Genomic DNA, 24,432 nt, shown 5'->3' with positions numbered 1-24,432 from the left:
AGAGTCCCCCTTTAATGTCTTAACTCAGCAATGCGTAAAAGCAATGCACTAAATATTATCTTATTATAGCACCGAGCCTATGCCAGATAGAAGAGAAAGCTCGATTTTTCATCAGTTGATTCTCTTCTAAGGTAGAGATATGCTGATAGTAGGAAGGGGGAAACGGGTATGAGTGGAAAGAGCGACGGTGCGGCGAAAAAAGGCAGAGTCATCCTTCATCTGGATATGAACGCTTTTTATTGCTCGGTACATGAAGCGGAGCAGCCTGGACTTTATACGGGTAAGTCAACTGCAGTTGCCGGCAGCGTTGAGCAACGCAAGGGCATCATCGTCACCTGCTCCTATCCGGCCCGTGCAAGGGGCGTCCGCACTGGCATGACCGTTCGCCAGGGGCTTAAGCTTTGTCCAGACCTGATTCTTATCTCTCCTGACTTCGATTTGTACCGCCGCTACTCCAGAGGTTTCATGGAGATTGCCGGTATGTACAGTCCTTTGCTAGAGGCGGTATCGATCGACGAATGTTATCTCGATATTACCGGTTCTTCGCTGTTCGGCTCACCGTTGGACATAGCGGAGACGATTCAGACGCGCATTGGGATTGAATTAAAGCTGCCTTGCTCCGTGGGGATAGGGCCTAACAAGCTGCTGGCCAAAATGGGTTCGGATATGAAAAAGCCTGACGGGCTTACGGTGCTGCGCATACGTGACGTTCCCCGTCTGCTTTGGGACAAACCTTGCGATCAGTTATTCGGCGTCGGCCGCAAAACAGCAGACAAGCTGAGGCGGCTAAATATCCGCACGATAGGACAGCTTGCTCAGGCTGACGCGGCGCTTTTGACCGGCCAGTTCGGTGTGTATGGAGCATCGATGAAGGAAGCGGCCAACGGCATTGACCACTCGCTGGTGCGCGAGGTGAGAGAGGCAAGCAAGTCGGTTGGACATACAACGACTCTTCCTGAAAATGTAGGAACCCGGCAAGAGGTTCATCGTGTGTTCCTCAATTTGGCCGACCAGACCGCCCGTCGCATGAGGCGCAAGGGCTTCGTAGCCGGCGGTGTGCAAATTACCGTTCGTTTGCCGGATATGACGACGTATACACGTTCCCGGACGCTGGACAAACCGGTGGAGGATGCGTCAACGATCCATCATGAGGCTTGTCGTCTTTTTGACGGTCATTGGCCTAAAATGATTCCCGTGCGGCTTCTCGGCATCACGCTGCATAGCTTGCAGCCTAAAAGCAGTATTGCTGTGCAGCTGGATCTGTTCAGCTATGAGAGCGACCCGAAGCGGGAGGCATTGACCAAAGCGATGGATGCGATGCGCGACAAATACGGTGAAAGCGCAATTTTGACAGCTGGGATGTTAGGTGATGATCCTTCGACATTGATTCGCAACCGTAAGATTAGGGGTACATCCTTGCAAATCGATGAGGATTTTGTTATAAATTGATGTGTAATAACGAGTTGAATCCGGGTAATAATAACTTTACCTGGTTATTTTTTTGCGGTAGGCTTCACTTATCGAGGAGGGAAACATCATGTCTAAATACTCATGGGTCGACAAAGATACTTGCATCGCATGCGGAGCTTGCGGCGCAACGGCTCCTGACATCTACGATTACGACGACGAGGGTCTTGCCGAAACGATCTACGACGGCGATGGCAATCACGGCATCAAAGCTATCCCGGACGATCTGTTCGACGATCTGCAGGATGCTTGCGACGGCTGTCCGACGGACTCCATCAAGATCGCGGATGAACCGTTTAATATGTAATCATACCTGTTTATGTGCCTGTCCGGCTTGCCGGGCAGGTTTTTTGTTTTTTTAGGCCTAAAGGGACATAAAACTTTCCATCAACTGCCAAACGCTGCAGTAGCTAGATGCCGATAATACAAATTAAAGACCAGTTCCGGGAAGGGAAGGAAACGCATGGAAGGGAAGAATAAAAGGCCGGAAGCGGCGGAGCAGACGGCAAAGCCTGCTGCGAATGGCGAGCTGAAGCCGCTGCCGAATGAACTCGGCAAGGGGGAGGGGCGACTGAGGAGCGACACTGGGGCTGCGTCAGGCGTGACTGGTGAAGCCGCTTATGAGGCAGGCGTTGCTGGGCCCACGGAAGCGCTGCAAGAAGCGGCGTTGGAGCGCCGACTTGAAGAGCTAAAGAAGTATGTGACGGCTCATTCGCATAACAAAATGGCTTGGTTCCTACTCGGTAAAACGTATGCTCGTCTCGGCAAGGAAGCCAAGGCTAATTATTGTTATCTTCGATCCGGACCTATATATGAAGCATACGAAAACTCTCCTCACCCTTATGAAAACAGCTTGATTCCTGCTGAAGAGTTGCTTTCTTCCTGGAATGAAGAACCGCGCCGCGGCCGGATAGCTGCACGCATCGGGCTTGCCGTTTTGGCTGGACTGCTGTTGATCCCGGCAGCTTCTTCCGCACCTGGAAATCGGCCCGTACAGGAAGCTGCGACAGTTAAGGGTCGTGGGGAGGAGCCGCAGCCTGGCGTTGTGGATCAACAACGGGAAAACAAGCCATCAGCAGTAGTCCGCAGCACAACCGAGCAAGGTATGGTGTGGGTAGACGGTCCGGCTTTCGCATCTGGGGCTGTCTCGGCTGCAGAGTCACTTCGCCTCACGAATAAATGGAATCAAGTGGCAGCTTTGACACTGCCACGTGCGGGTAAACATTATCGCTGGGAGCTTCCAGCGGTTGGAGCGGCATCAGCTTCCCGCACGGAACGAGCGGGATCGTATTTGCTGCAGGAACCGGTTTCGCAGGATATGTGCAACTGCGAAAGCGGTCTTTCCGAGTCGGTGGATAATGTTGTAAAGGCAGAAAGGCTCCTTCAGGAGCAGCGTTGGTCCGTCATTAGCGGAATTCGAAGTTATTACCGGATCAATGGGAAGTGGCCAAAGTCGCTCGCCGATCTGACGCGTCCGTATCCGAACAATATTCTTGCGGGTAAGGCAGACGGAATGGAGAGACTGTTTGCGGAAATGTTGGTTACTGCTCATGGCTCGGAGACGAGCAAGGGCGGTGGAACCAAGGTAGCTTCGCAGGAGAATGGATCATCTGAGAAAGTGCAGCGGGGCAAACTTGCATCTGCAATGTCAGAGAGCCTTCGTATCGTTGTCGATGTCAAAACGCATCGCTTGGCGCTGCTAAGCGGATCTGTCGTGGTGCGGGTTTATCCGGTTGGACTGGGCGGAGCCAAAACACCTCTCGGCCAATACGCAATTAGCGAGAAGGTCCGCAATCCTAACGGAACTACAAAGGGGCCGTTCAGTAGCCGCGGCATGACTTTATCGGATACAAGATATGCCATTCACGCTACCAATGATTTAGATTCCATTAGCAAAGACGAATCACTTGGGTGTGTGAGAATAGGGCGTCAAGATGCGGAGGAGTTGTACGATCTGGTGCCAATCGGTACGCCAGTCACCATCCAGGCTGGAGGTCTGGAGCATTTGAAACCTCAGGAAGCATCGCAGGGAGCGACGAAGAGCCGCTACAAAGTGCGGCCCGTATCGACTGAAGAGAATCCAAATAAAGTGTACAACTGGTTGTTATAAAGTCTGACCCAGGTCAGTTATAAATTACGAGTAGGACGATCATGAGGATGGCCAGCAAGCCAAAAACAGTCGAGAAGATAGCGATTGCTTTGCGGTTAGGTTCGTCTTTCCTTGTTTGTTTGCGGGTGGGGGGTTTGCGTTTGGCAGAGCTCATCGTTCTATCCCCTTTCAGGTCGGTTTCTATAGCTTTTCTATTGTAATCGCTTGCGGCGGGGTTGGGCAATAGCCCGTTAGTTTTTCCAATATGGAAACGCTACCTTTGTGCTGCGCTCTTTTCTTTTGGGGCTGAACGCGATAAACTGAAGGGCGGAGCATTTATAGTAGGAACGGAGTGAAGAGGTTGCTGTACCAATCATTTGCCAAGCCAGTATTTTTCCGCATGGACCCGGAGAAAGCGCATCATCTTGTCATTGATGGCCTGCATCAGGCGGCACGAGTGCCTGGTATGACCTCTGTGCTCGGGAGCATGTACGGAGTGCCTGACATGCCGGAGTTACGTACCGAGCTGTTTGATCTGAGCTTTCGTCATCCCGTCGGGCTGGCAGCAGGTTTAGACAAAAACGCAAAGTCCGTTGAGGGCTTTTCCAGCGTCGGATTCAGCTTCATGGAGGTCGGCACGGTGACTCCGAAGGCTCAGTCTGGCAATGAGTTGCCAAGACTATTCCGATTGCCCTCTGACGAGGCGCTCATCAATCGGATGGGATTCAACAATGACGGCACTGCGGCCATGGCGGCCAAGCTCGGCGCTTTGCGCCAGCGCAAAATACCGGTGTTCGTCAATATCGGGAAAAATAAAGCGACGCCGAACGAGCTCGCTCACGAAGACTACATAACTTGTATTCGGGACTTGTATGCTCATGCTGATCTTTTTGTAGTCAACATCAGCTCTCCCAATACCCCGGACCTTCGCGCGCTGCAGCATGGCGATGAGCTGCGTGTCTTGCTGGCTGCTGTAACGGAAGAAATAAGAGCACAGGGCCGCAAAGCAGGAGCGCCAGCCAAGCCGGTGCTGGTCAAGATTGCGCCTGATATGACCGGTGAACAGCTCGGGCTCACGGCGGAGACGATTGCCAACAGCGGTATAAACGGAATTATCGCAACGAACACGACGCTTAGCCGGGAAGGCTTGACCCATGTCAATGAGCGGGAGACCGGCGGGCTGAGCGGACGTCCGCTTCGGGAGCGGTCTACAGAGGTCATTTCCGAGTTGTACCGGTTGACTGGAGGCAAGCTGCCGATCATCGGGTCAGGCGGCATTTTCACAGCAGAGGATGCCTATGCCAAGATTCGCGCAGGTGCTTCGCTGGTGGAGATATACACATCGATGATTTACCGGGGACCGGGGGTCGTCAAGGAAATTGCGATCGGGCTGAGAGAGCTTCTGCGCAAGGACGGTTTTACAAGGATTACCGAAGCAATCGGCGCCGATCATCAATGACAGACAGGAGGCGGACGGATGGACGGCCGGGATTGGAATCTTTTTTTGCAGCCTTATGAACAGGCAGTTGAGGAAATGAAGGTCAAATTCAAGACGCTCCGCTCGGAGCTGAAGGTCAGGGAATCCTACGCTCCTATTGAGTTTGTAACCGGCAGAGTGAAGAGAATTTCCAGCGTTCTGGATAAAGCCAGGCGCCTTAGCGTGCCGATGGAGCAGTTGGAAACCGGCATCGAGGACATCGCCGGAATTCGGATTATGTGCCAGTTCGTGGACGATATTACCCGCGTAGCAGCGATTCTTCGTTCCAGGCAGGATCTCAAGCTTGTATATGAGAAGGACTATGTAACGAATTATAAAGATAGCGGATACCGCAGCTACCATATGATTGTTGAGTATCCCGTGCAGACGGCGCTTGGTTTCAAAAAGGTGCTGGCTGAAATCCAAATCCGCACGCTGGCCATGAACTTCTGGGCGACGATTGAGCATTCGCTGAATTACAAGTTCAAGGAAAGCTTGCCGGATGAGGTGAAACTTCGGCTACGTAAGGCGGCTGAGGCAGCATTTAATTTGGACAATGAGATGTCCAGCATTCGCCGGGAAATTTTGGACGCCCAAATCGGCTTTGAGGAAGGCTCCAATATTGTAGGCAAAGTGCTGAGCGATATACAGGATCTGTACTTTTACCGCAGAGTGCGGGAAGCTGTCCAGTTCCAATTGAAGTTCAACGAGCTGTGGGAGCAGGGCGATACGTTCGGCTTGAAGCAGCTGGCCGGAGACATCCAAATCTCACTGCTTAAGGCTCGCAGAGGCGCGCCGCAGCAAGGAGACGGGGAGTAGTGGAGCAGGATCGAGAAGCCGGTGCTGGGCACGGTATTGTGAGAGAACGGGCTCGGCAGAGGGATCGCGAGGAGCTTAACGAACAGCGGCATGCTGTGCTCATATGAAGAAGGTGCAGCGGTAGCTGTGCTGATATGAAAAGTTGCGGAGCGGGGCTTTCGAGCCTCGCTTCTTTTCAATACTCTTAGTGTCAGGATTCTCCCGTCCTCTATAGGCGGGGGATGAAAGACATGCTTGTAGGATAAGCTCATCTTCCTTTGACTTCATGCCTATTTGGTCACCCATTTCGTGCTAAAATAGGTATGAAGGAGGTGAAGAAAAATGCTGATTACAACGAAAATTAAGCTTATGTTGGAGCAAGAACATCATGATAAATTGTTGGAAACCATGAAACAGTATAATGCTGCTTGCAACTATATCAGTGGGTTCGCTTTTGAACAGTCCCAATACAACCGCATCAAACTACAGAAGCTCGTTTACTATGACGTCCGCGATAAATTCCATTTATCTTCTCAGATGACTATTCTGGCTGTACGCAAAGTAGCGGATGCTTATATTGCAGGTAAGGCTAAAAAGAAAAAGGAATATAAGAAGCCCAAAAGCAAGAAAAACGTGGAGAAAACGCTGATTTCATTTCGTGAAACAGGTGCAATGAGCTATGACGCGAGAACGTTATCGTTTACTGGATTAGAGCTTGCTTCGATCTTGACGCTGGATGGACGCATTAAGGTGCCAATGAAGATCAGCCCATATCATCAGGGTGTCATGCAAGGCAAGAATATCCGAGGGCAAGCTGACCTTATTTGGCATGATGGTGTTTTTTATCTGCTGCTTGTAGTTGAGCTGCCAGAAAACGAGCCCTACATTCCGATTGACGCTTTAGGGGTCGATCTGGGCATAAAAAATATTGCTGCCGATAGCATGGGAGAATCCCACTCCGGTGATGCGGTTAATGCGGTAAGGCATCGGAATGCCAAACTTCGTGCAAAACTCCAAGCAAAAGGAACAAAGTCCGCCAAACGTCTACTTGCCCGTCGCAGACGCAAAGAAGCCCGTTTCTCCAGGGACGTGAATCACTGCATATCCAAGCATATGGTTGAGAAAGCCAAAAGGCACCGTTCGCTGCTTGCATTAGAAGACTTAACAGGCATTCGTGAACGGATAACGGTTCGTAAGGCTCAGCGTCGAAACCAGCATGCTTGGGCATTTGCACAGCTTCGCTCGTATATCGAATACAAAGCCTTGATTGCAGGCGTGCCTGTCGTTCTCGTTGATCCACGCAACACAAGCCGAGAATGTCCACAGTGCGGGCATATTGCCAAAGAGAACCGCAAAACGAGAGATTGGTTCTGTTGTCAGGCTTGCGAGTACGCTGCTCCAGCCGACAATGTTGCTGCTCTGAATATTCGGAGCAGGGCACTCGTCAGCGTGCCGAACGTAGGAGTCGCTATCTAAGGACTACTTACAAGCACCCACCTCTAAGCGTAGCGAAGGTGGCGTGTAGTTGACTAATGGGATAGAGGAGAGTGCACGGATGAGTAAAAGAATAAGGCTGGACAAGCTGTTGTCGAGCATGGGACATGGTTCCAGGGCAGAGATCAAAAGGGTCATCAAAGCAGGTCGGGCCACCGTGGACGGGAAGCCAGAGAAGGATAGCGGACGAATTATCAATCCGGATCTCCAAGTTGTAGCGCTTGATGGTGAAACGGTGATGTATAGAGAAAAAATCTACTTGATGTTACACAAGCCTCCAGGTGTAATCTCGGCAACGGAGGATAGCCGTGAGCGCACAGTGATTGACTTGCTGGCACCTGAGGACCGGGTGCTTGAACCTTTTCCCGTGGGGAGATTGGATAAGGATACGGAAGGACTGCTGTTGCTCACCAATGATGGACAGCTGGCGCATGAGCTGCTTTCTCCGCGCAAACATGTGACGAAAACGTACGAAGCACTTGTCCGCGGACCGGAGGCGGTGGGTGAATGGGAAAGAGAGCGATTCCGTCAAGGAGTGGAGCTGGATGATGGTTATGTGACTCTTCCAGCGGAGCTGGAGATTTTGTCCTGGAAGCCGCAGGAGCCGGATGTGGAAGCAGGCGAAGGCGAGGGCATCAGCTTGGATAAGGCCGCTGAAGTGGATAAGAATGGAGTAGACGTGGCTAACAGCGATTCGAACCGGGGCGGAGCGGGAGATGCTCTCTTTGCGGATGAGGAGGAGAATGCGAAGAACGGCGGAGTGGATGATGGTCTCAATACGGATGCAGAGGATGGCGGAGCTGCAATCATCTCCTCAATTCGTTTGACGATCCACGAAGGGAAGTTCCATCAAGTGAAACGCATGTTCCAGGCTGTTGGCGGTAAGGTGATCTATTTGAAGCGAATTTCTATGGGTCCGCTTGTCCTGGATGAGGAATTGCCGATTGGCAGCTACCGGGAGCTGACGGAAGATGAGTTGAGCCAACTTCAGCCAGAAGCGCTGAAGGAAGCCAAGCGGTAAAAAATGATTATAGTCATGTTGTTTCTTGCCTAATGGTGGAAAAATATGCGTTAATAAGGTTGTCGGGCCGACACATCCTCTACTGGAAGGAGGCTGATAGAAATGGATCAGGCATACGAGGTGGTCTCCGCCTAGCGGAGATCCTTGCCATAAGGGAGGCCTTTCGGCCTCCCTTACTTCTTTTTCTTTTGGTAAGCAGGAAATGAACAGCCCGCATGCGAATACAATGAAGATGGCTAACCGCCAACCCCAATGAGGGTCAAATTTCGAAAGGAGGAACAGCAAAATGAACAACGTAAAGTTTTCAGTCGCTGCAGGAGTTAAAGGCATGATCACCGTAAGCCGCCGTTTGGTCGCAATGGGTTATACAATTGAGGAGGTAGGAAATCTTGAATTACAAAAATGGAAAAGACGTGCTTCCCCCTAGCTTACTGAAAGAGCTGCAACAGTATATCAACGGGGAATTAATTTATATCCCGAAGCAGCAGGAGCGCCGTGCTGCATGGGGTGAGCTGAGCGGATCCCGCAAACTCATCCAGCGCCGCAACGAGGACATCTATCGCAACTATCTGAAGGGACTTTCACTGGCAGATCTGGAGGGCAAATTCCATCTGTCCATCGAGAGCCTCCGCAAAATCGTCGTGAAGATGCGCGCTGCCGGTGTCCGACTCGAAACGGCTGCCGGTTCATCGGCAATCCGCCACGAAGGAACAACTGGAGCCCGCTCCTAAGCTGCCGCCGCGACGGCGGCTTGCGGGGCTGCTGAGGGATGCAATACAAGTTTTGGGGACATAACGAGTTCCCTTTTGAATTGAAAGCGTCTAACAGCGATAAACCTGACATCTAAACCGACCACGGTTTGGATGTCAGGTTTTTTGGTGAGCGTTCATTAGTCAGAGCCAGTTAGTTAAGGGTGGGCGTCGGCTGCCTTATGGAGTGATACACGTAAATGTCAGTTTAGAACTGCCGAGGCTAGGCTATGTGCCAGTTATAACTATGCGGAACAATCTATGCGCAGGGACCACAACTAATTGAATTTTGAGCACAAGATGGAACGAGGTTCTTTGCGTGGATAAAATTCAGGGCTGATTATGTAACAAAAAGACCGTTCTTCTCGTGGAAGAACGGTCTTTTTGTATAGCCCGGTGCAAAGCGATAAGCTTGGAGCCGGGAGTTATTTCTCAGCCGAAAGGGTGAGTGAGGGAGAATCATTGGGTTAGAAATAAAAAACTTGAGTAATGATGACTAGCAAGATGAACAGCACGAGAATCATGGCTGTGCTACTGACGCCTCCACCAATACCTGCAACTGACATGGGATTCCCTCCTCTTAACGAGTCCGGCAGCAATTGGCTGCTTTGTACTCCAGTCTATGCCTAATCGCATGATTGGTCCGGGCAATCGCCCGGTTACCAGCGAAATAGGCTTGGCCGAGAGAGAAGGGAAGCTAAGAGCTAGGCTTAGCGGGTACGGCGACCTTGACCGCCGCTGGATTTGCCGCCGGAGCGGCCACTCTGCGAAGGCCTGGAGCCGCGACTGGATGACGGCGAGCTACTGCGGCCAGCGCCGCCGGAACGGCCGCCTGAGGCAGAGCCGCCGCGCGGGCTAAAGCCGCCGCTGTCGCGGCCGCCGGAGCGCTCAGCGCCGCCGGAACGGCCGCCTGAGGCAGAGCCGCCGCGCGGGCTAAAGCCGCCGCTGTCGCGGCCGCCGGAGCGCTCAGCGCCGCCGGAACGGCCGCCTGAGGCAGAGCCGCCGCGCGGGCTAAAGCCGCCGCTGTCGCGGCCGCCGGAGCGCTCAGCGCCGCCGGAACGGCCGCCTGAGGCAGAGCCGCCGCGCGGGCTAAAGCCGCCGCTATCGCGGCCGCTGGAGCGCTCAGCGCCGCCGGAACGGCCGCCTGAGGCAGAGCCGCCACGCGGGCTAAAGCCGCTGCTACCGCGCGGCTCGTCGCTCCAGTTGGCGGCTGCGCCCGCCGTGCGCGCTCCAGCACCGCCGCCGGAGCGGCTAGCTGCGCCGCGTGCCGCTGGGCGCTCACGCCCGCCGGCGCGGTCAGCCTCGCGCCCAAAACCGCCGCGATCAGCCTCGCGGCCCAAGCCGCCGCGTATACCACCGCGCGCGCCACCTCTTCCGCCGCCGGCGCCGCCTTTGGAGCCGCCGCGTGCAGGGGAGCCGCTGCGCTTCGGCTTGCGAGCTTCCGAGTCCGACTGCTCCTCGGACGAGTCATGTCCGACTCCAAACTTGGAGCCTGGTGCATGTTTCAGCTTGGCGCGGATTTTTTGCTCGATTGTCTCAAGGTTCATCCGGTCGCGCTGCGTAGCAAGCGTAATTGCTCTGCCGGACTCTCCGGCGCGGCCTGTACGACCGATGCGGTGGATATACGAATCTCCATCGGTAGGAGCATCATAGTTGAATACATGCGTGACACCTTCAACATCCAAACCGCGAGCAGCGACGTCAGTTGCTACGAGCACTTGCAGCTTGGCTCTGCGGAATCGTTTCATAACCGTCTCGCGTTTGGCTTGCGTGAGGTCGCCGTGGAGCTCGTCCGCTGGAACGCCAGCCTCTTGCAACGCTTCGGTCAGCTTTTTGGCCCGCAGCTTGGTGCGGCAAAATACAACGGCCAAATAAGGATTCTCCGAATCAAGCAGCGAGAGCAACAGCGCTTGTTTGTTGCGGTCTGTTGTATCGATGACCAGTTGGTCGATCGCATCGAGTGTTACCGCAGCGCTACGAATGCGGATGTCCTCAGGAGAATCCATGTAGCGAGTTGCAAGCTGCTTGACTGGAGCCGGCATTGTCGCCGAGAAAAGCATCGTCTGGCGTTTGAGCGAGCATTGGTCGATGATCGCTTCCACTTCTTTTAAGAAGCCCATGTGCAGCATCTGATCGGCTTCATCGAGCACGAGCATGCGGATGGAGCTGAGCGTTACCGTCTCCCGACGCAGGTGGTCAAGCAGCCGTCCTGGAGTCGCGATAATAACATGAGGTGCATTTTTGAGCTTACGGATCTGCGACTCCACGTCTTGACCACCGTATGCGGCCAGCACCGAGACGCCGAGCGGTGGAGCAAGCTTGGACAATTCTCCGGTAATCTGAATAGCCAGCTCACGCGTAGGCGTCAGAATGAGCGCTTGAGTGTAGCTTTTATTGGAATGGATGCCCTCCAGAATTGGAAGCGCGAAGGCCAGCGTCTTGCCGGTGCCTGTTTGCGCTTGAACGATGGCGTCCTTGCCCTTCAGCAGGACGGGAATTGCAGTCTCCTGTACCGGAGTGGGCGTAATAATGCCTTCCTGGATGAGCAGGTCGACGAGCTCGCTCCGGATGCTAAGGGCTTGGAATGATGATGACATAATGGAAATTCCTCATTTCTGAATTGTGCAGGTTGGCCCGGCGTTATGCTGTAGCCGTCCGCTGCTTCTGGCTTCAGTATACCAGTTGCAGCGGTCGGATGCACATTAGATACGACGCAAGAGGTCGTTTTTTTGCCATCGGCTAAAGGGTGTGATAGTCTGTGACGCATGCGGCCCGCGAACCGGGTCAATCAAGCAGAGTAGAAAGCGAGGGAAAGCGGCATGACCATCAATCAAAGAAGCAGCATTCGGCCGGGTCTAACCGTAGATATTGTGCTTAAACAGGATCAGCGCACAGGCAAGCTCACACGCGGTATTATCCAAAATATTCTTACCAATTCGCCGTCTCACCCCCATGGGATAAAAGTAAAATTGGAAGACGGCCAAGTCGGCCGCGTCAAAGCTATCGTCGAATATACGGGGGAGCTGTGATTCGGCAATGGCATTCGGAATCGGGCGCGAGGAGCTCGGTAGTTGGAAAAGGGCTGTAGATGGAGGAGAAATCGCGTTTTTAACGCATTTCTGGATCGATGAACGTTTCCCTGGCGTCACAAGTGTGACCAAGGTCGGTTGCTCCAATCTTGCCCGGCTAGAGGAATGGTGCAGGAGTCGGGACATCCCCCCGAAATACATCCATCGCCGTGATCGATATCCGCATATGGACTTATTTGGCGAAGTGCAGGAAAGAATTTTAAGAGAGCAAGGATTGAATGATCATTTAATCCGGTTCAAAATTGGTCAACAGGGGTAAACTTTTGCAGTCGCTTGATGTGGAGACGAAAAATAAGTTGTAAAATAATCTATATTAAGTTACACTAAAAAAGTTCGTAACTCATAAAACTATTTTGGAGGGATTTTGAATGTCTTCTCAAGCTTTCTTTGATGCAATCCGCAATCGCCGCTCCCTATATGCCATCAGCAAAGAACAGGTTGTTCCTGTCGATAAAGTTCAATCGATCATCGAGGAAGCGGTTAAGCATTCTCCGTCTGCCTTCAATTCCCAGAGCGGCCGTGTCGTCATTCTGTTTAACGAGCAGTCCGACAAACTGTGGGATCTCACGCTTGAGACGCTGCGTGTTGTAACTGGCGGAGGCGAAGGCTTCAGCGCGACAGAAGAGAAGATGGCTGCCTTCAAGGCTGGTTACGGAACCGTATTGTTCTTTGAAGATGAAAATGTCGTTCGCGGCTTGCAGGAGCAATTCCCGGCCTACCAGCAAAACTTCCCTATCTGGAGCAGTCAATCCTCCGGCATGCTGCAATTGGTCGTCTGGACCGCACTTGAGGCAGAAGGCCTCGGCGCTACGCTGCAGCATTACAACCCGATTATTGATGAGCAGGTTCAAAAGGAATTCAATGTGCCAGCAAGCTGGAAGCTGGTTTCACAAATGCCTTTCGGCAAGCCTGTAGCTCCGGCTGGCGAAAAGCAGTTCCAACCGATCGAAGATCGCGTGAAGGTATTCTCCTAATCCATATGTTTATAGAGCCAACCGCTCTTTCTGCGGTTGGCTTTTTTTGATCGAATACATTGATATAATGAGACTAATACGGTGATCGGCAACTGATCACGGGACCAGTAGAAAAGGAATGGGAACCGATGGCTGACTGGCTCATATGGATATTAATTGCGGTTGTGACGTTGGTTGCGTTATTGACTGCGGCAAGCTTTTATTTTTATCACATGGCGGTGAATCGTTCACCAAAGGATTATCTGGAGGATGACCCTGATCTCCCTAAGCTGCAGGAATCGGGAGCAGGAGCGGTCGGCATCCAAGGTTTGTCCGAGAACCAACTGTGGCTCCACAGCCGCAATCCGCAGAATACAACTTTGGTCTCCGGTGATGGACTAAAGCTGCATGCTTACTGGCTTCCAGCGCTTGGCGGTAGCCGCCGCACGGCCATACTGGCACATGGTTATTCCGGCGATGGGACCCAAATGGCGGGAATCGCGCGTTATTATACGGAGAAGCTCGGCTGGAATGTGCTGTTGCCGGATGCGCGCGGGCACGGCCTCAGCGAAGGTAGCTACATCGGCTTTGGCTGGCATGAGCGCAAAGATTATGTAGACTGGATCCGCTGGGTGATGAAACGTACAGATGAGGATAAGGCAGAAATTATTCTGCATGGAATATCGATGGGCGGAGCTACAGTTAGCATGGCTTCCGGCGAGAGTTTGCCACACCAGGTTAAGGCCATAGTAGCAGATTGCCCATACACGTCCGCGAAAGATGAGCTGCGTTTCCAGTTGAAGCGTATGTACAAACTGCCCGGCTTTCCTTTTCTTCAGACGACGAGTTTATTAACAAAGCTGCGGGCGGGTTATTATTTCGGTGAAGCTTCGGCGCTTGAGCAAGTGCGCAGGGCCAAAGTTCCCATGTTGTTCATCCATGGTGATGCCGATACTTTTGTGCCGACATGGATGGGTGTAAAGTTACATGAAGCCTGCTCTCAGCCGAAGCAACTGCTGTTAGTTGGGGGTGCGGAGCATGGGGCTGCTCGCCAAAAGGACCCAAATGGCTATGATACCGCCGTTTCCGCATTTTTGGAGCAATGGCTGCCCGGTACACTGCCTTTGCAAGCCGTGACTGCCAGGTCGGTGACCTGATCTTATCTCACCAAAAAAGCTTCCCTATCGGCGTGTTGGGCCGTTTGGGAAACTTTTTGCTCATACGAGGTTGTATACGGGTCAGGAACGGAAAAATTGCGGCAAGTAAGCTCGATTAGCCTCCAGCATTTCCTCCAGCAGCGCCTTGGCGACACTTACGGATGGAACGAGTGGATGATGGACCATCGCTTGTAAAGCGAGGCTGCGGTCTCCTGTCACAGCGGCTTTAATTGTCAGCGCCTCATAGGTTTTGACCGCTTGGATAAGCCCGCGCGATGGCTCTGGAATCGCTGTCAGCTGCAACGGCACGGGACCTGCCGAAGTTACGACACAGTTGACTTCGATGCAAGCATCATCCGGAAGGAAAGCGAGAATGCCGTTGTTTGGCACATTGAGCGTCTGCACATCCCCTGTACTGTTGTAAAGAGAGCGCATTAGATTGACGGCTGCCTCGGAATAATAAGCGCCGCCGCGTTGTTCGAGCTGCTTCGGCTTCTCTTGAAGATCGGGATCGCTGTACAGCTCGAACAGTTCCTTTTCAACACGTTTGACAACTTCGGCACGGTTGCCGCTTTGTGCGATGGCAGCCTGTTGTTCAGCGAGCATGGCATCCGTCATGTAAAAGTATTTCAAATAATAGGACGGTAAGGCCTGCAGTCCCTCGATGAATTCCGGGTCAAAGTCGGAGCCGGATACGTTTTTGGCCGCGAAGCTGTCTTCTCCAGACAGCAGCTCCGGCAGGCGGTCGACGCCGTCCACGAGGACACGGCTGACCCAATGCAGATGATTCAGGCCGACGAATTCGGCGTGGATGCGGTTGGTCGGCGTGTTGTATTTTTCAGCCAGCCATTTGAGCAGCCCGATAGGAGCGTTGCAGAGGCCGATGCTTTTGACCGTGGAATGTTTATGGATCGCTTCAGTGACCATGCCAGCTGGATTAGTAAAGTTGAGTAACCAAGCATTCGGTGCCAGTTCCTCCATGTCACGGCAAATGTCGAGCAGCACAGGGATGGTGCGCAGCGCTTTCATCATTCCGCCCGGCCCTGTCGTCTCTTGGCCGATGACTCCGTATTTTAGCGGGATAGCCTCGTCCTGCCCGCGCGCTTCAAGCATGCCAACTCGCATTTGCATGCTGACAAAGTCCGCGTCCTTAATTGCCTCGCGGCGGTCGGTCGTCAGATGGATTTCGATTGGTAAACCGGAGCGCGCCACCATCCGTTTGGCCAACTCACCGACGATATTGAGCTTCCAAAGCCCAGGCTCAATATCGACGAGCCATAACTCACGAACAGGCAGATGTTCATAATAGCGGATGAAGCCTTCAACCAGCTCTGGAGTGTAGGAGGAGCCCCCTCCGATAACGGCGATTTTTAAGCTTTTTGCCATGATCAGTCCCTCTTTTCGTTGGAAGTGTTTATCGGAATGTCACAGAACTCTCGGTATTCTCGCATGCGCGCGTACATCTCGGTTGTTATTTCCACTTTGTCAGCATCAAGAGCACCCCAGATTGCGCCGACAACGGGCTCAACATCGAGCTTGACGAGAGTTGCCTGCGGTGCGATTCGACTTAGTGTGGATGCGATGGGACCACTGATCCAGCCCCTATCGCCGCGAGTGAGCAGACTGCCAGCCAAGACGACATCAAAGGCAATGTTCCCCATGCCAAGCCGCTCGATTACGGCTTTGACAGAGAGCGCCAGCTCCTCTCCTTGATGTCTCAGAATGCGGATCGCTACAGCATCACCTTCGGCAGCCGCGCGGAAAAGCAGTCGAACGGCATCTGTAGGCACGCTTAGGTTGCGGTCCAAATAATCGTGGAACATCTCCTCAACAGAGCTGTAGCCGAGCATCTCCAGCAGCATCGGGGTCAGCAACGTCGGCTCTTCGCGGCCGTCCCAGGATCGTATAACAGAGCGAAAGACTTCAATACATAATCCCCCGCCGCCGCCGTAATCGCCGTACATATAGCTGAAGCCGCCACATTGATAGGTCTCACTCTGCGGATTTGTGCCTGCACAGTTGACGCCGGTGCCGCAGATGACCGACACCCCGTAAGGATGCTGTGTTCCGGCACGCAATCCGATAATCGTGTCGCATACAATCGTATAACGATTTTTGAAGCCGATGCTCTGGATGAGCGGATGCAGGATGTCAAAATCGGTTGCCCGGTCAGCTCCAGCCAAGCCGAAGTAGGCATGTGATACATCAGCAATGCTGAGGCCAGCCTCGCTGAGCGCTTGGGAGACGGCGGTATCCAGATTGCCCCGCGCGTCTTCATATCCATTCTGGTGATTGCCGTTCTGGGCTGTTCCTTTGCCGAGCGGCCGTCCTTCGACATCCGTGATAAGGGTGAAGGTTTTTGTTCCCCCGGCATCAACGCCAAGGTAATAGCTCATAGTGGACTCTCCTTTGAAAAGGATTGGGATAGCGCGGTGCTTTGCCTTACGATAAGCTCCGGTTGTAGTACGACCGGCTCAGGAGATGGCTTTCCTTCTAATTGCGCAAGCAGTGCCTTTACCGCGCTGCGCGCGATCGGCAGCACCGGCTGCGCGACAGTAGTCAACATCGGACGGAAGAGAGTAGCCAGATTCTGGTCATCATAACCGACGAGCGACAGATGGCGCGGCACAGACAGACCAGCCTCTTGGAGCGCATTCAAGACGCCAACTGCAATATAGTCGTCACCGCAGAAGACGGCTTCGGGAAGTCGGTCCTCGTTAATCCATCTCTTTGCTGCGTTATAACCAGTCTCCATTGAATAGGGGCCTTCTTCTATAAACAGGGGATCAAGGCCACTATCGGCAAGAGCTTTCAGGAAACCGTTCATGCGATCGATCGTGCTTTTATAGGCGGCGGGGCCGCTAAGATGTGCGATGGAAGTATGACCGAGCTCGACCAAATGCTGACCTGCGGCGTATCCGCCGGAGTAATGTCCAACCTCAATCGCCGACTTATCATAGGCTGGATTCTGATTGTCGATAATCACATAGGGAATTTCCTTTTGCTGGAGCTCAGGCACCAATGTGTCCTCCCAAGTAGGGGAAAGGACGATGATGCCGTCAACCCGATCCTTCTCCATCAAAAAGCTGCTGCCCGGCTCGCGATCGCTAGGGGATACCGACAAGGCGAGGAAATAGCCGTGCTCGGCCAACTCGTCATGCACTTCCTTGACGATTGCGTCAAACACGGAATCCTGCAGCGTAGAAATCAGCAGGCCGATGACTCCGGTTTTACCTTTGGCAAGAGACTGAGCCGCAGCATTGGGGCGGTAATCCAGCTCTTTCATCGCTGCCAGCACTCTTAGGCGATTCCTCTCCCGAACATTACCGGAGCCGTTCAGCACACGGGATACCGTGACAACGGACAAGCCGGACTTGTTGGCGACATCAAAAATACTCGGCTTCAATTCAGGGCCGCCTCCGATCTAAATCAAAAGTTAAACCGCTTAAACTTTTATGTAAAAAAAGAGTAACTTAAAATTATAACAGTGAAACTCGCTGCGCGAACTAATGAAAGTTAAAGCCCTTTAACTTTATGCTTTTATCTTATCTTAACGGTTCAAGTTTGACAACGCTCTCTTGATTGAATTTTTACTGACCGAGCTTAATCAACGTGGACTACAAGTGTTCCACTCGATGGACTACTTGTAACCACGCTGAAAGCCGGGTTCGCCACGAAGCTGGAACGCCCCCAACGTCGAATTAATTCGGTCCAACAGTTCCCCTCAAGTTGAGCTCCGCTCGATCAAACGCGTAGGTAAAATGACCTTCTTAGGAAGCATGCTATTTCTGTTAATACGGTCTAACAAAAGATCTACAGCTACGATCCCGATTTCATTGGTTGGCACATCAATTGTTGTTAGGGGTGGATTAGAGTATTTAGATACTTCAATATTGGATAAACCGATAACAGCTACTTTATCCGGCACCGAGATCTCATTGTTATACAAGTTGTTAAGGGCCGCCATAGCCATTAAATCACTCGCAACGAAAAAAGCAGTTGGCAAATTATTTGTTTGACATAAATGATTAACTATTTCGGTACAAATATCCTCGTCCCAAAAGCAATTAATAACCCAATCGGGATTTACGGACAATCCGGCAGCATGCATGCTAGAGTAGTAGCCGCGATAACGCCTGCTTTCTTTCAAGTTGCTCGAAGCGGCGCTTCCACCGATAAATCCAATATTCGTATGGCCTTTTTCGATCAAATGGTTAACAGCCAGAGAGGCAACATTGTAATGGTCATAACCTACATTGTCGATTTCACCACGTTCTGTATCAATGCCTACGATATGTGGAACCTGATTGCGCAAGTATTCATAGGTTTCGCTTTTTAAGGACTCCATAATAATAAGGCCCGTTATTGATTCATTAAAAGTATTAAACAAGATTTTTTTATCATCCAATTCAGGCCCCGTACGAATAAAGGCAATCGAATGCCCCGTATGAAGCAGTCTTTCCTCGATACCGGATAATATAGACATAAAATAGGGATCATTATATTTATTTTTTGTAACGCTTAATACACAACCTATTTTGATAGTTGTCTGCGAAGTAGAATCATCCTTGGCCCCTGCTTGACGTTTAGGACTTGAAGTAAGTTTATAGTTAAGCTGTGTAACAGCCTGCCAAACTCTTTCACGGGTTTTATCTGTAATTTTATAGGTTGTATCGTTGTTTAAAACTCTAGATACAGTAGCCGTCGACACGGTTGCTAGTTTGGCAACATCTCTAATCGTACTCATAAATAGGTACAGCTCCTTTAATAGGCTAATAGCGGTCATGATACGCTGTGAACGAGATTTGTTGCGTAAACGCTCCTAGCCGTTCGTTAATACATAAACGTAACAGGCGTATTAACCTATATAGTACCATACGGATAAGGTAGTATGTCAGGTGAACTAAACATTTAAATTTTTTAAAATTGGCTTGCAGCATGGAATTAAAGTGGTATAATTGCACCATGAATTACTAAACAAATCATTATTTAACGTAACAATCCACGTAACAAAATTCGGGTGTTGTTCACTGTAGAGTAGACATGGTTGGGAGCTGATAAGGCATGAATAAAGCAGTTACGGTATACCCTGCGATCATTGATGACTTAATAACGAATCCTGGCATTGGTTTTACTACAGCACCTGGGCTGATGAGCGACGTAGACGATGTGTATGACAATCGTGGGGAACAGGTAGAGAAGTATAAATTTACGCAAGACAGCAGAACGTACAATCATCCCGATAGTAAAGTCTATTTTTGCAGTGCACGTTGGAGAGATGTAGAAGTTGCCAAGGGTGAATACCGATGGGAAGTGTTAGAGCAGAAGCTGGATTACGCCAAATCCCTGGGTTGTACAGCTGTAGTACGATGTTCGCCATATGCACTAAACCAAGAGGATGATATTCCCGAGTGGTTCAGAACAGAAGTTCCAGAGGAGCCCGAATTTCCCTTCTGGAGAGTAGATCCCCATACAACACGTTATGTGGAGTATTGGTCCGACTTTATTAGTGCTTTTGCCGAAAAGTACGATGGTCATCCCGTTATTAGCTCTATTGATTTGACAATTGTAGGTGCATGGGGGGAAGGCGGAGGTACGGAGTTCCTGCAGCCAGAGTCAATTCAGCGCATTACAGACGCCTATCTAGATGGATTTAAAACAACACCGCTTCAAGCACTTTTGCATGATCCGCTGTCTTCAAGGATTATCAAGGACAGAAGAGCCAAAGTAGGCTTCCGCGTTGATTGTTTAGGAGATATGGGTGGTTTTCATGGAGAAGAATGGTCGCATATGAATGATTTTTATCCTCAAAATATACAGAACTTTCAAATGGCTGACGCCTGGCAGAGAGCGCCGATTTTATTTGAAGCTTGCTGGCATATGAATGATTGGCATATTCAGGGCTGGGATATTGAGTACATCATTGAGGAAACACTCAAGTGGCATATTTCTTCTTTTAACAACAAAGGGACTACCGTTCCGGAGCCATGGAAAGATAATATTGAACGCTGGCTGAAGAAGATGGGATATCGATATGAATTAAGAAAATTCACTTATAGTTCCGAAGTTAAGGCGGGCGGGGAGCTGGACATTGCTTCTCTATGGGCTAATGTGGGGGTTGCTCCGATCTATAACCAATATCCGCTTGTGCTGAGGCTAAGAGGCAAGAACGGGATATATACGCTTTATAGCAAAGAAGATATAAGGGAATGGCGGCCGGATGAGGATATTGCGTGGGAAGAAAGCTTCTCCATACCGAGCGAGGCTGCTGCAGGAGAGTACATGTTGGAGATTGGCATCGAAACCGGTGTAAAAGAAATTGGTAATATAAAACTTGCGATTGAAGGTTATACGGACGGATATTATCCAATGGGAACAGTAGTCATCGAAAGGGGATAAACATCGAATGGATAAGGAAGTTCGGCTGGATTTTAAAAAATCGGCTGAATACTGCAATTTTGATTATTTGCCCGAAGGTTTAGAGAATAAATGTAAGCGTTATCAATTAAATGAAAATAGCCATTTAATTCCACGCGAGTTTCTGTCTACTATTTTGGCTCAATATCAAATTCCTGAGCATACAGGGCAGTTGCTTGTTAACGGGCTTGAAGCTATTGAAAATGATGAAATTTTATTTCGTTTTACACAATTTTTAGTCCAGGATATGTGCACAGCGCGTATGCGCTGTGATGAAAGCTTTTATACAAATATGACTCCGGGATGCATGGGGCAGCATAGCGACTTATATTCATTTCTCTTGTTGCTTGCGTGTGTTGCTCCTTCCATGAAATTGTTGGAGGAGCGCGGCTTTCCCAAAATGTATTACGAGAACATACCGCATCAACCTCTCAAGGGCCAACTCGAAAAATTAGTTTTACACGGCGATGGTAAAGTGCAGGACTTTCCGTGGGATATGAATTTCTATACCTGTTCGATATTCCGATTGGATCGTTTCCTGTTTATCCCGCATCGATTCGATGATGAATTTACGGCTTATCGTCATGTGCAAACGCAACAAGTTATCGCGCTTCAGCATGGCGGATTAAAGTTCCGCAGTGATGGGCAACGGGATGGAATTAATGAGGTGTTTGATCATCGCAGTCCGTTCCTATCGGCTTGGGAAGAAACTGACGATGCGATCACTGCCAATCGAATCAATCCTATGGGATTCACCGAAAGAACAACGACAGTTATAAACAAGAGGGATTGGAATCCGGTTTTGCAAAGTGGAGATATCTTGTTAGCGCTCCATATCCCGGCCGGGCCCGGTTATACACCAGAGAGGCTAAAGAACTCTATGGCTATGGCCGTCGATCTATTTTCCAAATATTTCGCTGAGATACCTATCAAAGGGTTCTGGAGTGCAAGCTGGCTGTACGATGCTAAGTTATCACTTCTCTTGGACAATGAAAAAAGCAATATCGTGCTCGTTCAAAGACAGTTTTATAATTATCCAACCTTTGATGGAGATGGCATGCTGCGTTATGAGTTGTTTAAAAACCGAGAGGGAGATCCCGGTGATCATGCGGAACGATTTACGACCTCTTTGCAAAAGGCAGCTTGGACGTATATGGGCAATGGCTCCCGGTTCAATACAATCAGCATGATTGTATTGAAGGAAGAGATTGAAGGGATAGGAAACATGCCTTATATAACAGCCGCAGATATGGAAGATTTCTCTGAAACCGTTGACAGCCATTTATAGGGAGGCAATTGGATGGGGAGATATTCGCTTGAAAACTACGAAAAGTATAAAACGATAAAAATTCGACCTCATCCATTGCCTAGCAATGAAAATCATCAAAAAAATGGACAGTTCCAATATGTAACATGCTCATGGAAAGAGCTTGAGCCAACGAGAGGGGTATATCGGCTCCAGGAGATTGAGAAAGCTCTCCTTGCAGCCTCCAATCCAGTACTTGTACTCCAGCCGGATATTCCCCTTTGGGTAAAAGATCATCCCAGTGACTGTTTTGCAGCTTTTATAAGAAAAGTCGGGAGCTATATCGATTCAGAAGGGCGATTGGTTGGCGTTGTAATCTCGACTCTGGCTGACAGCAAGGAGGAATGGAATGCTTATATCGATTCTTTTGAGCATCAGAACCTCCTTGCTGATTTGCATAATGATATATTAATTCGTTACTTAAATGGCCGTAGATTTGGCTTGTTAGTAAAGTGCAACGAAGAGAACTGGATGAGATGCTGTGAGGCATTCGCTAAACAAAACCTACAGCATGTTTGGAAGGGAAGTCCGGTTGTCCTTCATGTAACCGATGATGGTTGTGGTCCTCATATTAGACGCGAGGCGTACCGATGGCACGCAAGTCATGCCAACTCCAACGCGGGGCTGGGATATAACCTTGCTTTGCGGAGGCTGACCCATCCAGAAACAGTATCCAGCAATGGCAGCTTGCCGCTTCGCTTCTGGTTTGTTAATACGGGCATCTCCACCATTTATGATGATTTTAGCCTATGGGTGAAGCTAGTGAAAGGGAATATAGCTCATGAGTTCCCCTTACAAGCGGCAACGGATTCTTGGTTAACAGGAGACTTTGTCCATAACGAAATTATACAATTACCGGTTATGCAGCCGGGAGAGTATACACTAAGCTTTGCCCTCTTTTTCAACAATCGAACCCATCTACAGCTGAATATTGGAGCCAAGGAACAGGGTGGATACTATGAGGCAGGCACGGTGAAGGTCGAAGTAACAAGTGTAGATCCACTGTTAAATATATGGGATTCATATTATCCAGAAGGATATTACCCATTGGAAGACCCTAAAGTTCCGGAATAGGAATGGAATAGGAATACATCGTCTGAGACATACACTACAGTGCTGGGGGTAGATGATTTGAAATTAGCATTAATCGGTGCAGGGCAAAGAGGGATGATTTATTCGGAATATGCTGCGCTAAGTGTAGACATTGTTGCGGTAGTTGAGCCGGATGATTGGAGACGGAAGGTTGCGGCAGAGAAGTTTGGGATTCCTTTGGAGCGACAGTTTAAATCGGTAGATGATTTTTATAAACTAGGCAAAATCTGCGATGCAATTATTATTGCTTCCATGGACAGAGACCACTTCGAGCAGACGATGAGAGCGCTTGATATTGGGTATGACATTCTATTGGAAAAGCCCATATCACCAAGTCCAGAGGAATGTTTGAGAATACAACAAAAAGCGAATGAAAAAGGCCGTAAGGTAATCGTGTGTCATGTCCTTCGTTATACAAACTTTTTTGCCGAAATAAAAAAAATCATCGACAGCGGAGAGCTGGGCAAGATCGTTACGATCCAGCATACCGAGAATATTGGGAATTTCCATATGGCTCATTCATTTGTAAGGGGCAACTGGAGAAGAAGCGACCTTGCAAGCCCCATTATTATGCAAAAATCCTGCCACGACATGGATATTCTCACCTGGCTGGTGAATAGCGATGCAAAGCGGATTTCTTCTTATGGTGACCTGACTTATTTTAAAGAAGAAAATGCACCGGCGAATAGTGCGGAGCGATGCTTGGATTGTGAAGTGGCCTCGGATTGCCGATTTGATGCACAAAAAGCGTATATGCCTGTGAGAGGACAGTGGCCTGCTACAGCTGTTACGGGGGATCAGACAGAAGAGGGATTATTAAAGGCATTGGAAACGAGCCCTTACGGACGCTGTGTTTATCGAACAGATAATAATGTTTGCGATCATCAGGTTTCGTTAATTGAGTTTAAAAATGGCGTAACGGCAACCTTTAATTTAAGCGGTTTCACAAATAAAATGCATCGCACGATGAAAATCATGTGTGAGCATGGTGAAATTACAGGAGATGACGACTTAAATGTAATTGAAGTAACAAAGTTTACTTCTAATGGCGCCCAGCAATATGAGCAAACGGTCATTCGGCCTGGTGCTGTAAATGGCGCGCATAATGGCGGCGATGTAGGGCTGATGAACGATTTCCTAGAGCAATTGGGAACCTCTGATTTCAACAGCAGATCCTCCATTAATCGATCTGTAGAAAGTCACATTATGGCCTATGCAGCCGAAGAAGCAAGAGTGAGCGGTGTCGGGATTGATATCGACCGTTTAAAGGAAGAACTGCAACAATCCTTACAGAATGATAGCTTGATAATTATGTAAAGGTAG

24 protein-coding genes are annotated in these 24,432 nt (G+C 50.2%); 17 read left to right on the top strand and 7 right to left on the bottom strand.

What is annotated here, in order from left to right:
* Nucleotides 1-168 precede the first annotated feature (168 nt).
* From CGZ75_RS09625 to CGZ75_RS09615, 3 genes are all read left to right on the top strand, one after another.
* Nucleotides 169-1,449 carry a DNA polymerase IV gene (locus CGZ75_RS09625; protein WP_089523970.1) on the top strand — a complete coding sequence of 427 codons (1,281 nt, stop codon included), beginning with the start codon at nucleotides 169-171 and terminating at the stop codon, nucleotides 1,447-1,449.
* A gap of 88 nt (nucleotides 1,450-1,537) precedes the next feature.
* Entirely contained in the window at nucleotides 1,538-1,774 is a 237-nt protein-coding gene (locus tag CGZ75_RS09620) for a ferredoxin (protein WP_089523969.1), read from the top strand.
* Nucleotides 1,775-1,930: 156 nt separating this feature from the next.
* Nucleotides 1,931-3,577: a L,D-transpeptidase gene (locus tag CGZ75_RS09615; protein ID WP_089523968.1), complete on the top strand. Its 1,647-nt coding sequence runs from the start codon at nucleotides 1,931-1,933 to the stop codon at nucleotides 3,575-3,577.
* A gap of 13 nt (nucleotides 3,578-3,590) precedes the next feature.
* Here CGZ75_RS09615 and CGZ75_RS25165 read toward each other — a convergent pair whose 3' ends face one another.
* Nucleotides 3,591-3,731 (bottom strand): hypothetical protein, encoded by a 141-nt coding sequence (locus tag CGZ75_RS25165; RefSeq protein ID WP_176444746.1) that lies wholly within the window; start codon nucleotides 3,729-3,731, stop codon nucleotides 3,591-3,593.
* Between the two features lie 186 nt (nucleotides 3,732-3,917).
* Between CGZ75_RS25165 and CGZ75_RS09610 the strand changes: the two genes are divergently transcribed.
* From CGZ75_RS09610 to CGZ75_RS09590, 6 genes are all read left to right on the top strand, one after another.
* Nucleotides 3,918-5,015: a quinone-dependent dihydroorotate dehydrogenase gene (locus CGZ75_RS09610; RefSeq protein WP_089523967.1), complete on the top strand. Its 1,098-nt coding sequence runs from the start codon at nucleotides 3,918-3,920 to the stop codon at nucleotides 5,013-5,015.
* A gap of 18 nt (nucleotides 5,016-5,033) precedes the next feature.
* Nucleotides 5,034-5,852, top strand: coding sequence for a GTP diphosphokinase (gene yjbM, locus CGZ75_RS09605; RefSeq protein WP_089523966.1), 819 nt, complete (start codon nucleotides 5,034-5,036; stop codon nucleotides 5,850-5,852).
* Between the two features lie 321 nt (nucleotides 5,853-6,173).
* Nucleotides 6,174-7,307 carry an RNA-guided endonuclease InsQ/TnpB family protein gene (locus CGZ75_RS09600; RefSeq protein WP_089523965.1) on the top strand — a complete coding sequence of 378 codons (1,134 nt, stop codon included), beginning with the start codon at nucleotides 6,174-6,176 and terminating at the stop codon, nucleotides 7,305-7,307.
* 79 nt (nucleotides 7,308-7,386) lie between these two features.
* Nucleotides 7,387-8,346: a pseudouridine synthase gene (locus CGZ75_RS09595; RefSeq protein ID WP_089523964.1), complete on the top strand. Its 960-nt coding sequence runs from the start codon at nucleotides 7,387-7,389 to the stop codon at nucleotides 8,344-8,346.
* Nucleotides 8,347-8,632: 286 nt separating this feature from the next.
* Nucleotides 8,633-8,773 (top strand): hypothetical protein, encoded by a 141-nt coding sequence (locus tag CGZ75_RS25160; RefSeq protein WP_176444745.1) that lies wholly within the window; start codon nucleotides 8,633-8,635, stop codon nucleotides 8,771-8,773.
* Entirely contained in the window at nucleotides 8,736-9,077 is a 342-nt protein-coding gene (locus CGZ75_RS09590) for a CD3324 family protein (RefSeq protein ID WP_245850760.1), read from the top strand. Before CGZ75_RS25160 ends, CGZ75_RS09590 begins: the two co-directional genes overlap by 38 nt.
* Nucleotides 9,078-9,562: 485 nt before the next feature.
* On the opposite strand, the gene yjcZ is transcribed toward CGZ75_RS09590, so the two are convergent.
* Both yjcZ and CGZ75_RS09585 read right to left on the bottom strand, forming a co-directional pair.
* Nucleotides 9,563-9,661, bottom strand: coding sequence for a sporulation protein YjcZ (gene yjcZ, locus CGZ75_RS24495; protein WP_141136709.1), 99 nt, complete (start codon nucleotides 9,659-9,661; stop codon nucleotides 9,563-9,565).
* 144 nt (nucleotides 9,662-9,805) lie between these two features.
* Nucleotides 9,806-11,692, bottom strand: a complete 1,887-nt coding sequence (locus tag CGZ75_RS09585; RefSeq protein WP_089523963.1) for a DEAD/DEAH box helicase — start codon at nucleotides 11,690-11,692, stop codon at nucleotides 9,806-9,808.
* Nucleotides 11,693-11,914: 222 nt separating this feature from the next.
* On the opposite strand from CGZ75_RS09585, the gene CGZ75_RS09580 reads away from it, so the two are divergent.
* The 4 genes from CGZ75_RS09580 to CGZ75_RS09565 all read left to right on the top strand — a co-directional run bounded on the left by CGZ75_RS09580 (nucleotide 11,915) and on the right by CGZ75_RS09565 (nucleotide 14,294).
* Nucleotides 11,915-12,124 (top strand): YwbE family protein, encoded by a 210-nt coding sequence (locus tag CGZ75_RS09580; protein ID WP_089523962.1) that lies wholly within the window; start codon nucleotides 11,915-11,917, stop codon nucleotides 12,122-12,124.
* Nucleotides 12,125-12,131: 7 nt separating this feature from the next.
* The gene (locus CGZ75_RS09575) at nucleotides 12,132-12,443 is read left to right on the top strand and encodes a hypothetical protein (protein WP_089523961.1); all 312 of its coding nucleotides are present in this window, start codon (nucleotides 12,132-12,134) and stop codon (nucleotides 12,441-12,443) included.
* 109 nt (nucleotides 12,444-12,552) lie between these two features.
* Nucleotides 12,553-13,158: a nitroreductase family protein gene (locus CGZ75_RS09570; RefSeq protein WP_089523960.1), complete on the top strand. Its 606-nt coding sequence runs from the start codon at nucleotides 12,553-12,555 to the stop codon at nucleotides 13,156-13,158.
* Between the two features lie 128 nt (nucleotides 13,159-13,286).
* Nucleotides 13,287-14,294, top strand: coding sequence for an alpha/beta hydrolase (locus CGZ75_RS09565; RefSeq protein ID WP_089523959.1), 1,008 nt, complete (start codon nucleotides 13,287-13,289; stop codon nucleotides 14,292-14,294).
* Nucleotides 14,295-14,375: 81 nt separating this feature from the next.
* Here the strand turns inward: CGZ75_RS09565 and CGZ75_RS09560 are convergent, their stop codons facing one another.
* The 4 genes from CGZ75_RS09560 to CGZ75_RS09545 form a co-directional block, all read right to left on the bottom strand.
* Complete coding sequence (locus tag CGZ75_RS09560; RefSeq protein ID WP_089523958.1) at nucleotides 14,376-15,680, bottom strand: 6-phospho-beta-glucosidase; 1,305 nt, start codon at nucleotides 15,678-15,680, stop codon at nucleotides 14,376-14,378.
* 2 nt (nucleotides 15,681-15,682) lie between these two features.
* On the bottom strand, nucleotides 15,683-16,690 hold the full coding sequence (locus tag CGZ75_RS09555; RefSeq protein WP_089523957.1) for an N-acetylglucosamine kinase: 1,008 nt from the start codon (nucleotides 16,688-16,690) through the stop codon (nucleotides 15,683-15,685).
* Complete coding sequence (locus tag CGZ75_RS09550; RefSeq protein WP_089523956.1) at nucleotides 16,687-17,700, bottom strand: LacI family DNA-binding transcriptional regulator; 1,014 nt, start codon at nucleotides 17,698-17,700, stop codon at nucleotides 16,687-16,689. The genes CGZ75_RS09555 and CGZ75_RS09550 overlap by 4 nt, the downstream gene beginning before the upstream one ends.
* A gap of 318 nt (nucleotides 17,701-18,018) precedes the next feature.
* A complete protein-coding gene (locus CGZ75_RS09545; protein WP_089523955.1) occupies nucleotides 18,019-19,041 on the bottom strand; it encodes a LacI family DNA-binding transcriptional regulator in 1,023 nt (340 codons plus the stop codon).
* Nucleotides 19,042-19,358: 317 nt separating this feature from the next.
* Here CGZ75_RS09545 and CGZ75_RS09540 point away from each other — a divergent pair, with 317 nt between their 5' ends.
* The 4 genes from CGZ75_RS09540 to CGZ75_RS09525 are packed head-to-tail and all read left to right on the top strand — an operon-like array spanning nucleotide 19,359 to nucleotide 24,426.
* Nucleotides 19,359-20,693, top strand: coding sequence for a DUF4832 domain-containing protein (locus tag CGZ75_RS09540; RefSeq protein ID WP_089523954.1), 1,335 nt, complete (start codon nucleotides 19,359-19,361; stop codon nucleotides 20,691-20,693).
* Nucleotides 20,694-20,700: 7 nt separating this feature from the next.
* Nucleotides 20,701-21,999 carry an acyltransferase domain-containing protein gene (locus CGZ75_RS09535; RefSeq protein ID WP_176444744.1) on the top strand — a complete coding sequence of 433 codons (1,299 nt, stop codon included), beginning with the start codon at nucleotides 20,701-20,703 and terminating at the stop codon, nucleotides 21,997-21,999.
* Between the two features lie 12 nt (nucleotides 22,000-22,011).
* Complete coding sequence (locus CGZ75_RS09530; RefSeq protein WP_089523953.1) at nucleotides 22,012-23,091, top strand: DUF4832 domain-containing protein; 1,080 nt, start codon at nucleotides 22,012-22,014, stop codon at nucleotides 23,089-23,091.
* A gap of 57 nt (nucleotides 23,092-23,148) precedes the next feature.
* Nucleotides 23,149-24,426, top strand: a complete 1,278-nt coding sequence (locus CGZ75_RS09525) for a Gfo/Idh/MocA family protein (RefSeq protein WP_089523952.1) — start codon at nucleotides 23,149-23,151, stop codon at nucleotides 24,424-24,426.
* Nucleotides 24,427-24,432 lie beyond the last annotated feature (6 nt).

This window comes from Paenibacillus herberti (assembly GCF_002233675.1).
In the GTDB taxonomy this organism is placed as follows: domain Bacteria; phylum Bacillota; class Bacilli; order Paenibacillales; family Paenibacillaceae; genus Paenibacillus_O; species Paenibacillus_O herberti.
Note: the sequence above shows the minus strand (reverse complement) of the source record. Positions and strands in the feature narration are given on the sequence as shown.

Excerpts from the sequence above, each read along its gene's own strand:
- CGZ75_RS09625 (WP_089523970.1), top strand. The coding sequence starts at position 169 with ATGAGTGGAAAGAGCGACGGTGCGGCGAAAAAAGGCAGAGTCATCCTT.
- CGZ75_RS09620 (WP_089523969.1), top strand. The coding sequence starts at position 1,538 with ATGTCTAAATACTCATGGGTCGACAAAGATACTTGCATCGCATGCGGA.
- CGZ75_RS09615 (WP_089523968.1), top strand. The coding sequence starts at position 1,931 with ATGGAAGGGAAGAATAAAAGGCCGGAAGCGGCGGAGCAGACGGCAAAG.
- CGZ75_RS25165 (WP_176444746.1), bottom strand. The coding sequence starts at position 3,731 with ATGAGCTCTGCCAAACGCAAACCCCCCACCCGCAAACAAACAAGGAAA.
- yjbM (WP_089523966.1), top strand. The coding sequence starts at position 5,034 with ATGGACGGCCGGGATTGGAATCTTTTTTTGCAGCCTTATGAACAGGCA.
- CGZ75_RS09600 (WP_089523965.1), top strand. The coding sequence starts at position 6,174 with ATGCTGATTACAACGAAAATTAAGCTTATGTTGGAGCAAGAACATCAT.
- CGZ75_RS09595 (WP_089523964.1), top strand. The coding sequence starts at position 7,387 with ATGAGTAAAAGAATAAGGCTGGACAAGCTGTTGTCGAGCATGGGACAT.
- CGZ75_RS25160 (WP_176444745.1), top strand. The coding sequence starts at position 8,633 with ATGAACAACGTAAAGTTTTCAGTCGCTGCAGGAGTTAAAGGCATGATC.
- yjcZ (WP_141136709.1), bottom strand. The coding sequence starts at position 9,661 with ATGTCAGTTGCAGGTATTGGTGGAGGCGTCAGTAGCACAGCCATGATT.
- CGZ75_RS09585 (WP_089523963.1), bottom strand. The coding sequence starts at position 11,692 with ATGTCATCATCATTCCAAGCCCTTAGCATCCGGAGCGAGCTCGTCGAC.
- CGZ75_RS09580 (WP_089523962.1), top strand. The coding sequence starts at position 11,915 with ATGACCATCAATCAAAGAAGCAGCATTCGGCCGGGTCTAACCGTAGAT.
- CGZ75_RS09575 (WP_089523961.1), top strand. The coding sequence starts at position 12,132 with ATGGCATTCGGAATCGGGCGCGAGGAGCTCGGTAGTTGGAAAAGGGCT.
- CGZ75_RS09570 (WP_089523960.1), top strand. The coding sequence starts at position 12,553 with ATGTCTTCTCAAGCTTTCTTTGATGCAATCCGCAATCGCCGCTCCCTA.
- CGZ75_RS09565 (WP_089523959.1), top strand. The coding sequence starts at position 13,287 with ATGGCTGACTGGCTCATATGGATATTAATTGCGGTTGTGACGTTGGTT.
- CGZ75_RS09560 (WP_089523958.1), bottom strand. The coding sequence starts at position 15,680 with ATGGCAAAAAGCTTAAAAATCGCCGTTATCGGAGGGGGCTCCTCCTAC.
- CGZ75_RS09555 (WP_089523957.1), bottom strand. The coding sequence starts at position 16,690 with ATGAGCTATTACCTTGGCGTTGATGCCGGGGGAACAAAAACCTTCACC.
- CGZ75_RS09545 (WP_089523955.1), bottom strand. The coding sequence starts at position 19,041 with ATGAGTACGATTAGAGATGTTGCCAAACTAGCAACCGTGTCGACGGCT.
- CGZ75_RS09540 (WP_089523954.1), top strand. The coding sequence starts at position 19,359 with ATGAATAAAGCAGTTACGGTATACCCTGCGATCATTGATGACTTAATA.
- CGZ75_RS09535 (WP_176444744.1), top strand. The coding sequence starts at position 20,701 with ATGGATAAGGAAGTTCGGCTGGATTTTAAAAAATCGGCTGAATACTGC.
- CGZ75_RS09530 (WP_089523953.1), top strand. The coding sequence starts at position 22,012 with ATGGGGAGATATTCGCTTGAAAACTACGAAAAGTATAAAACGATAAAA.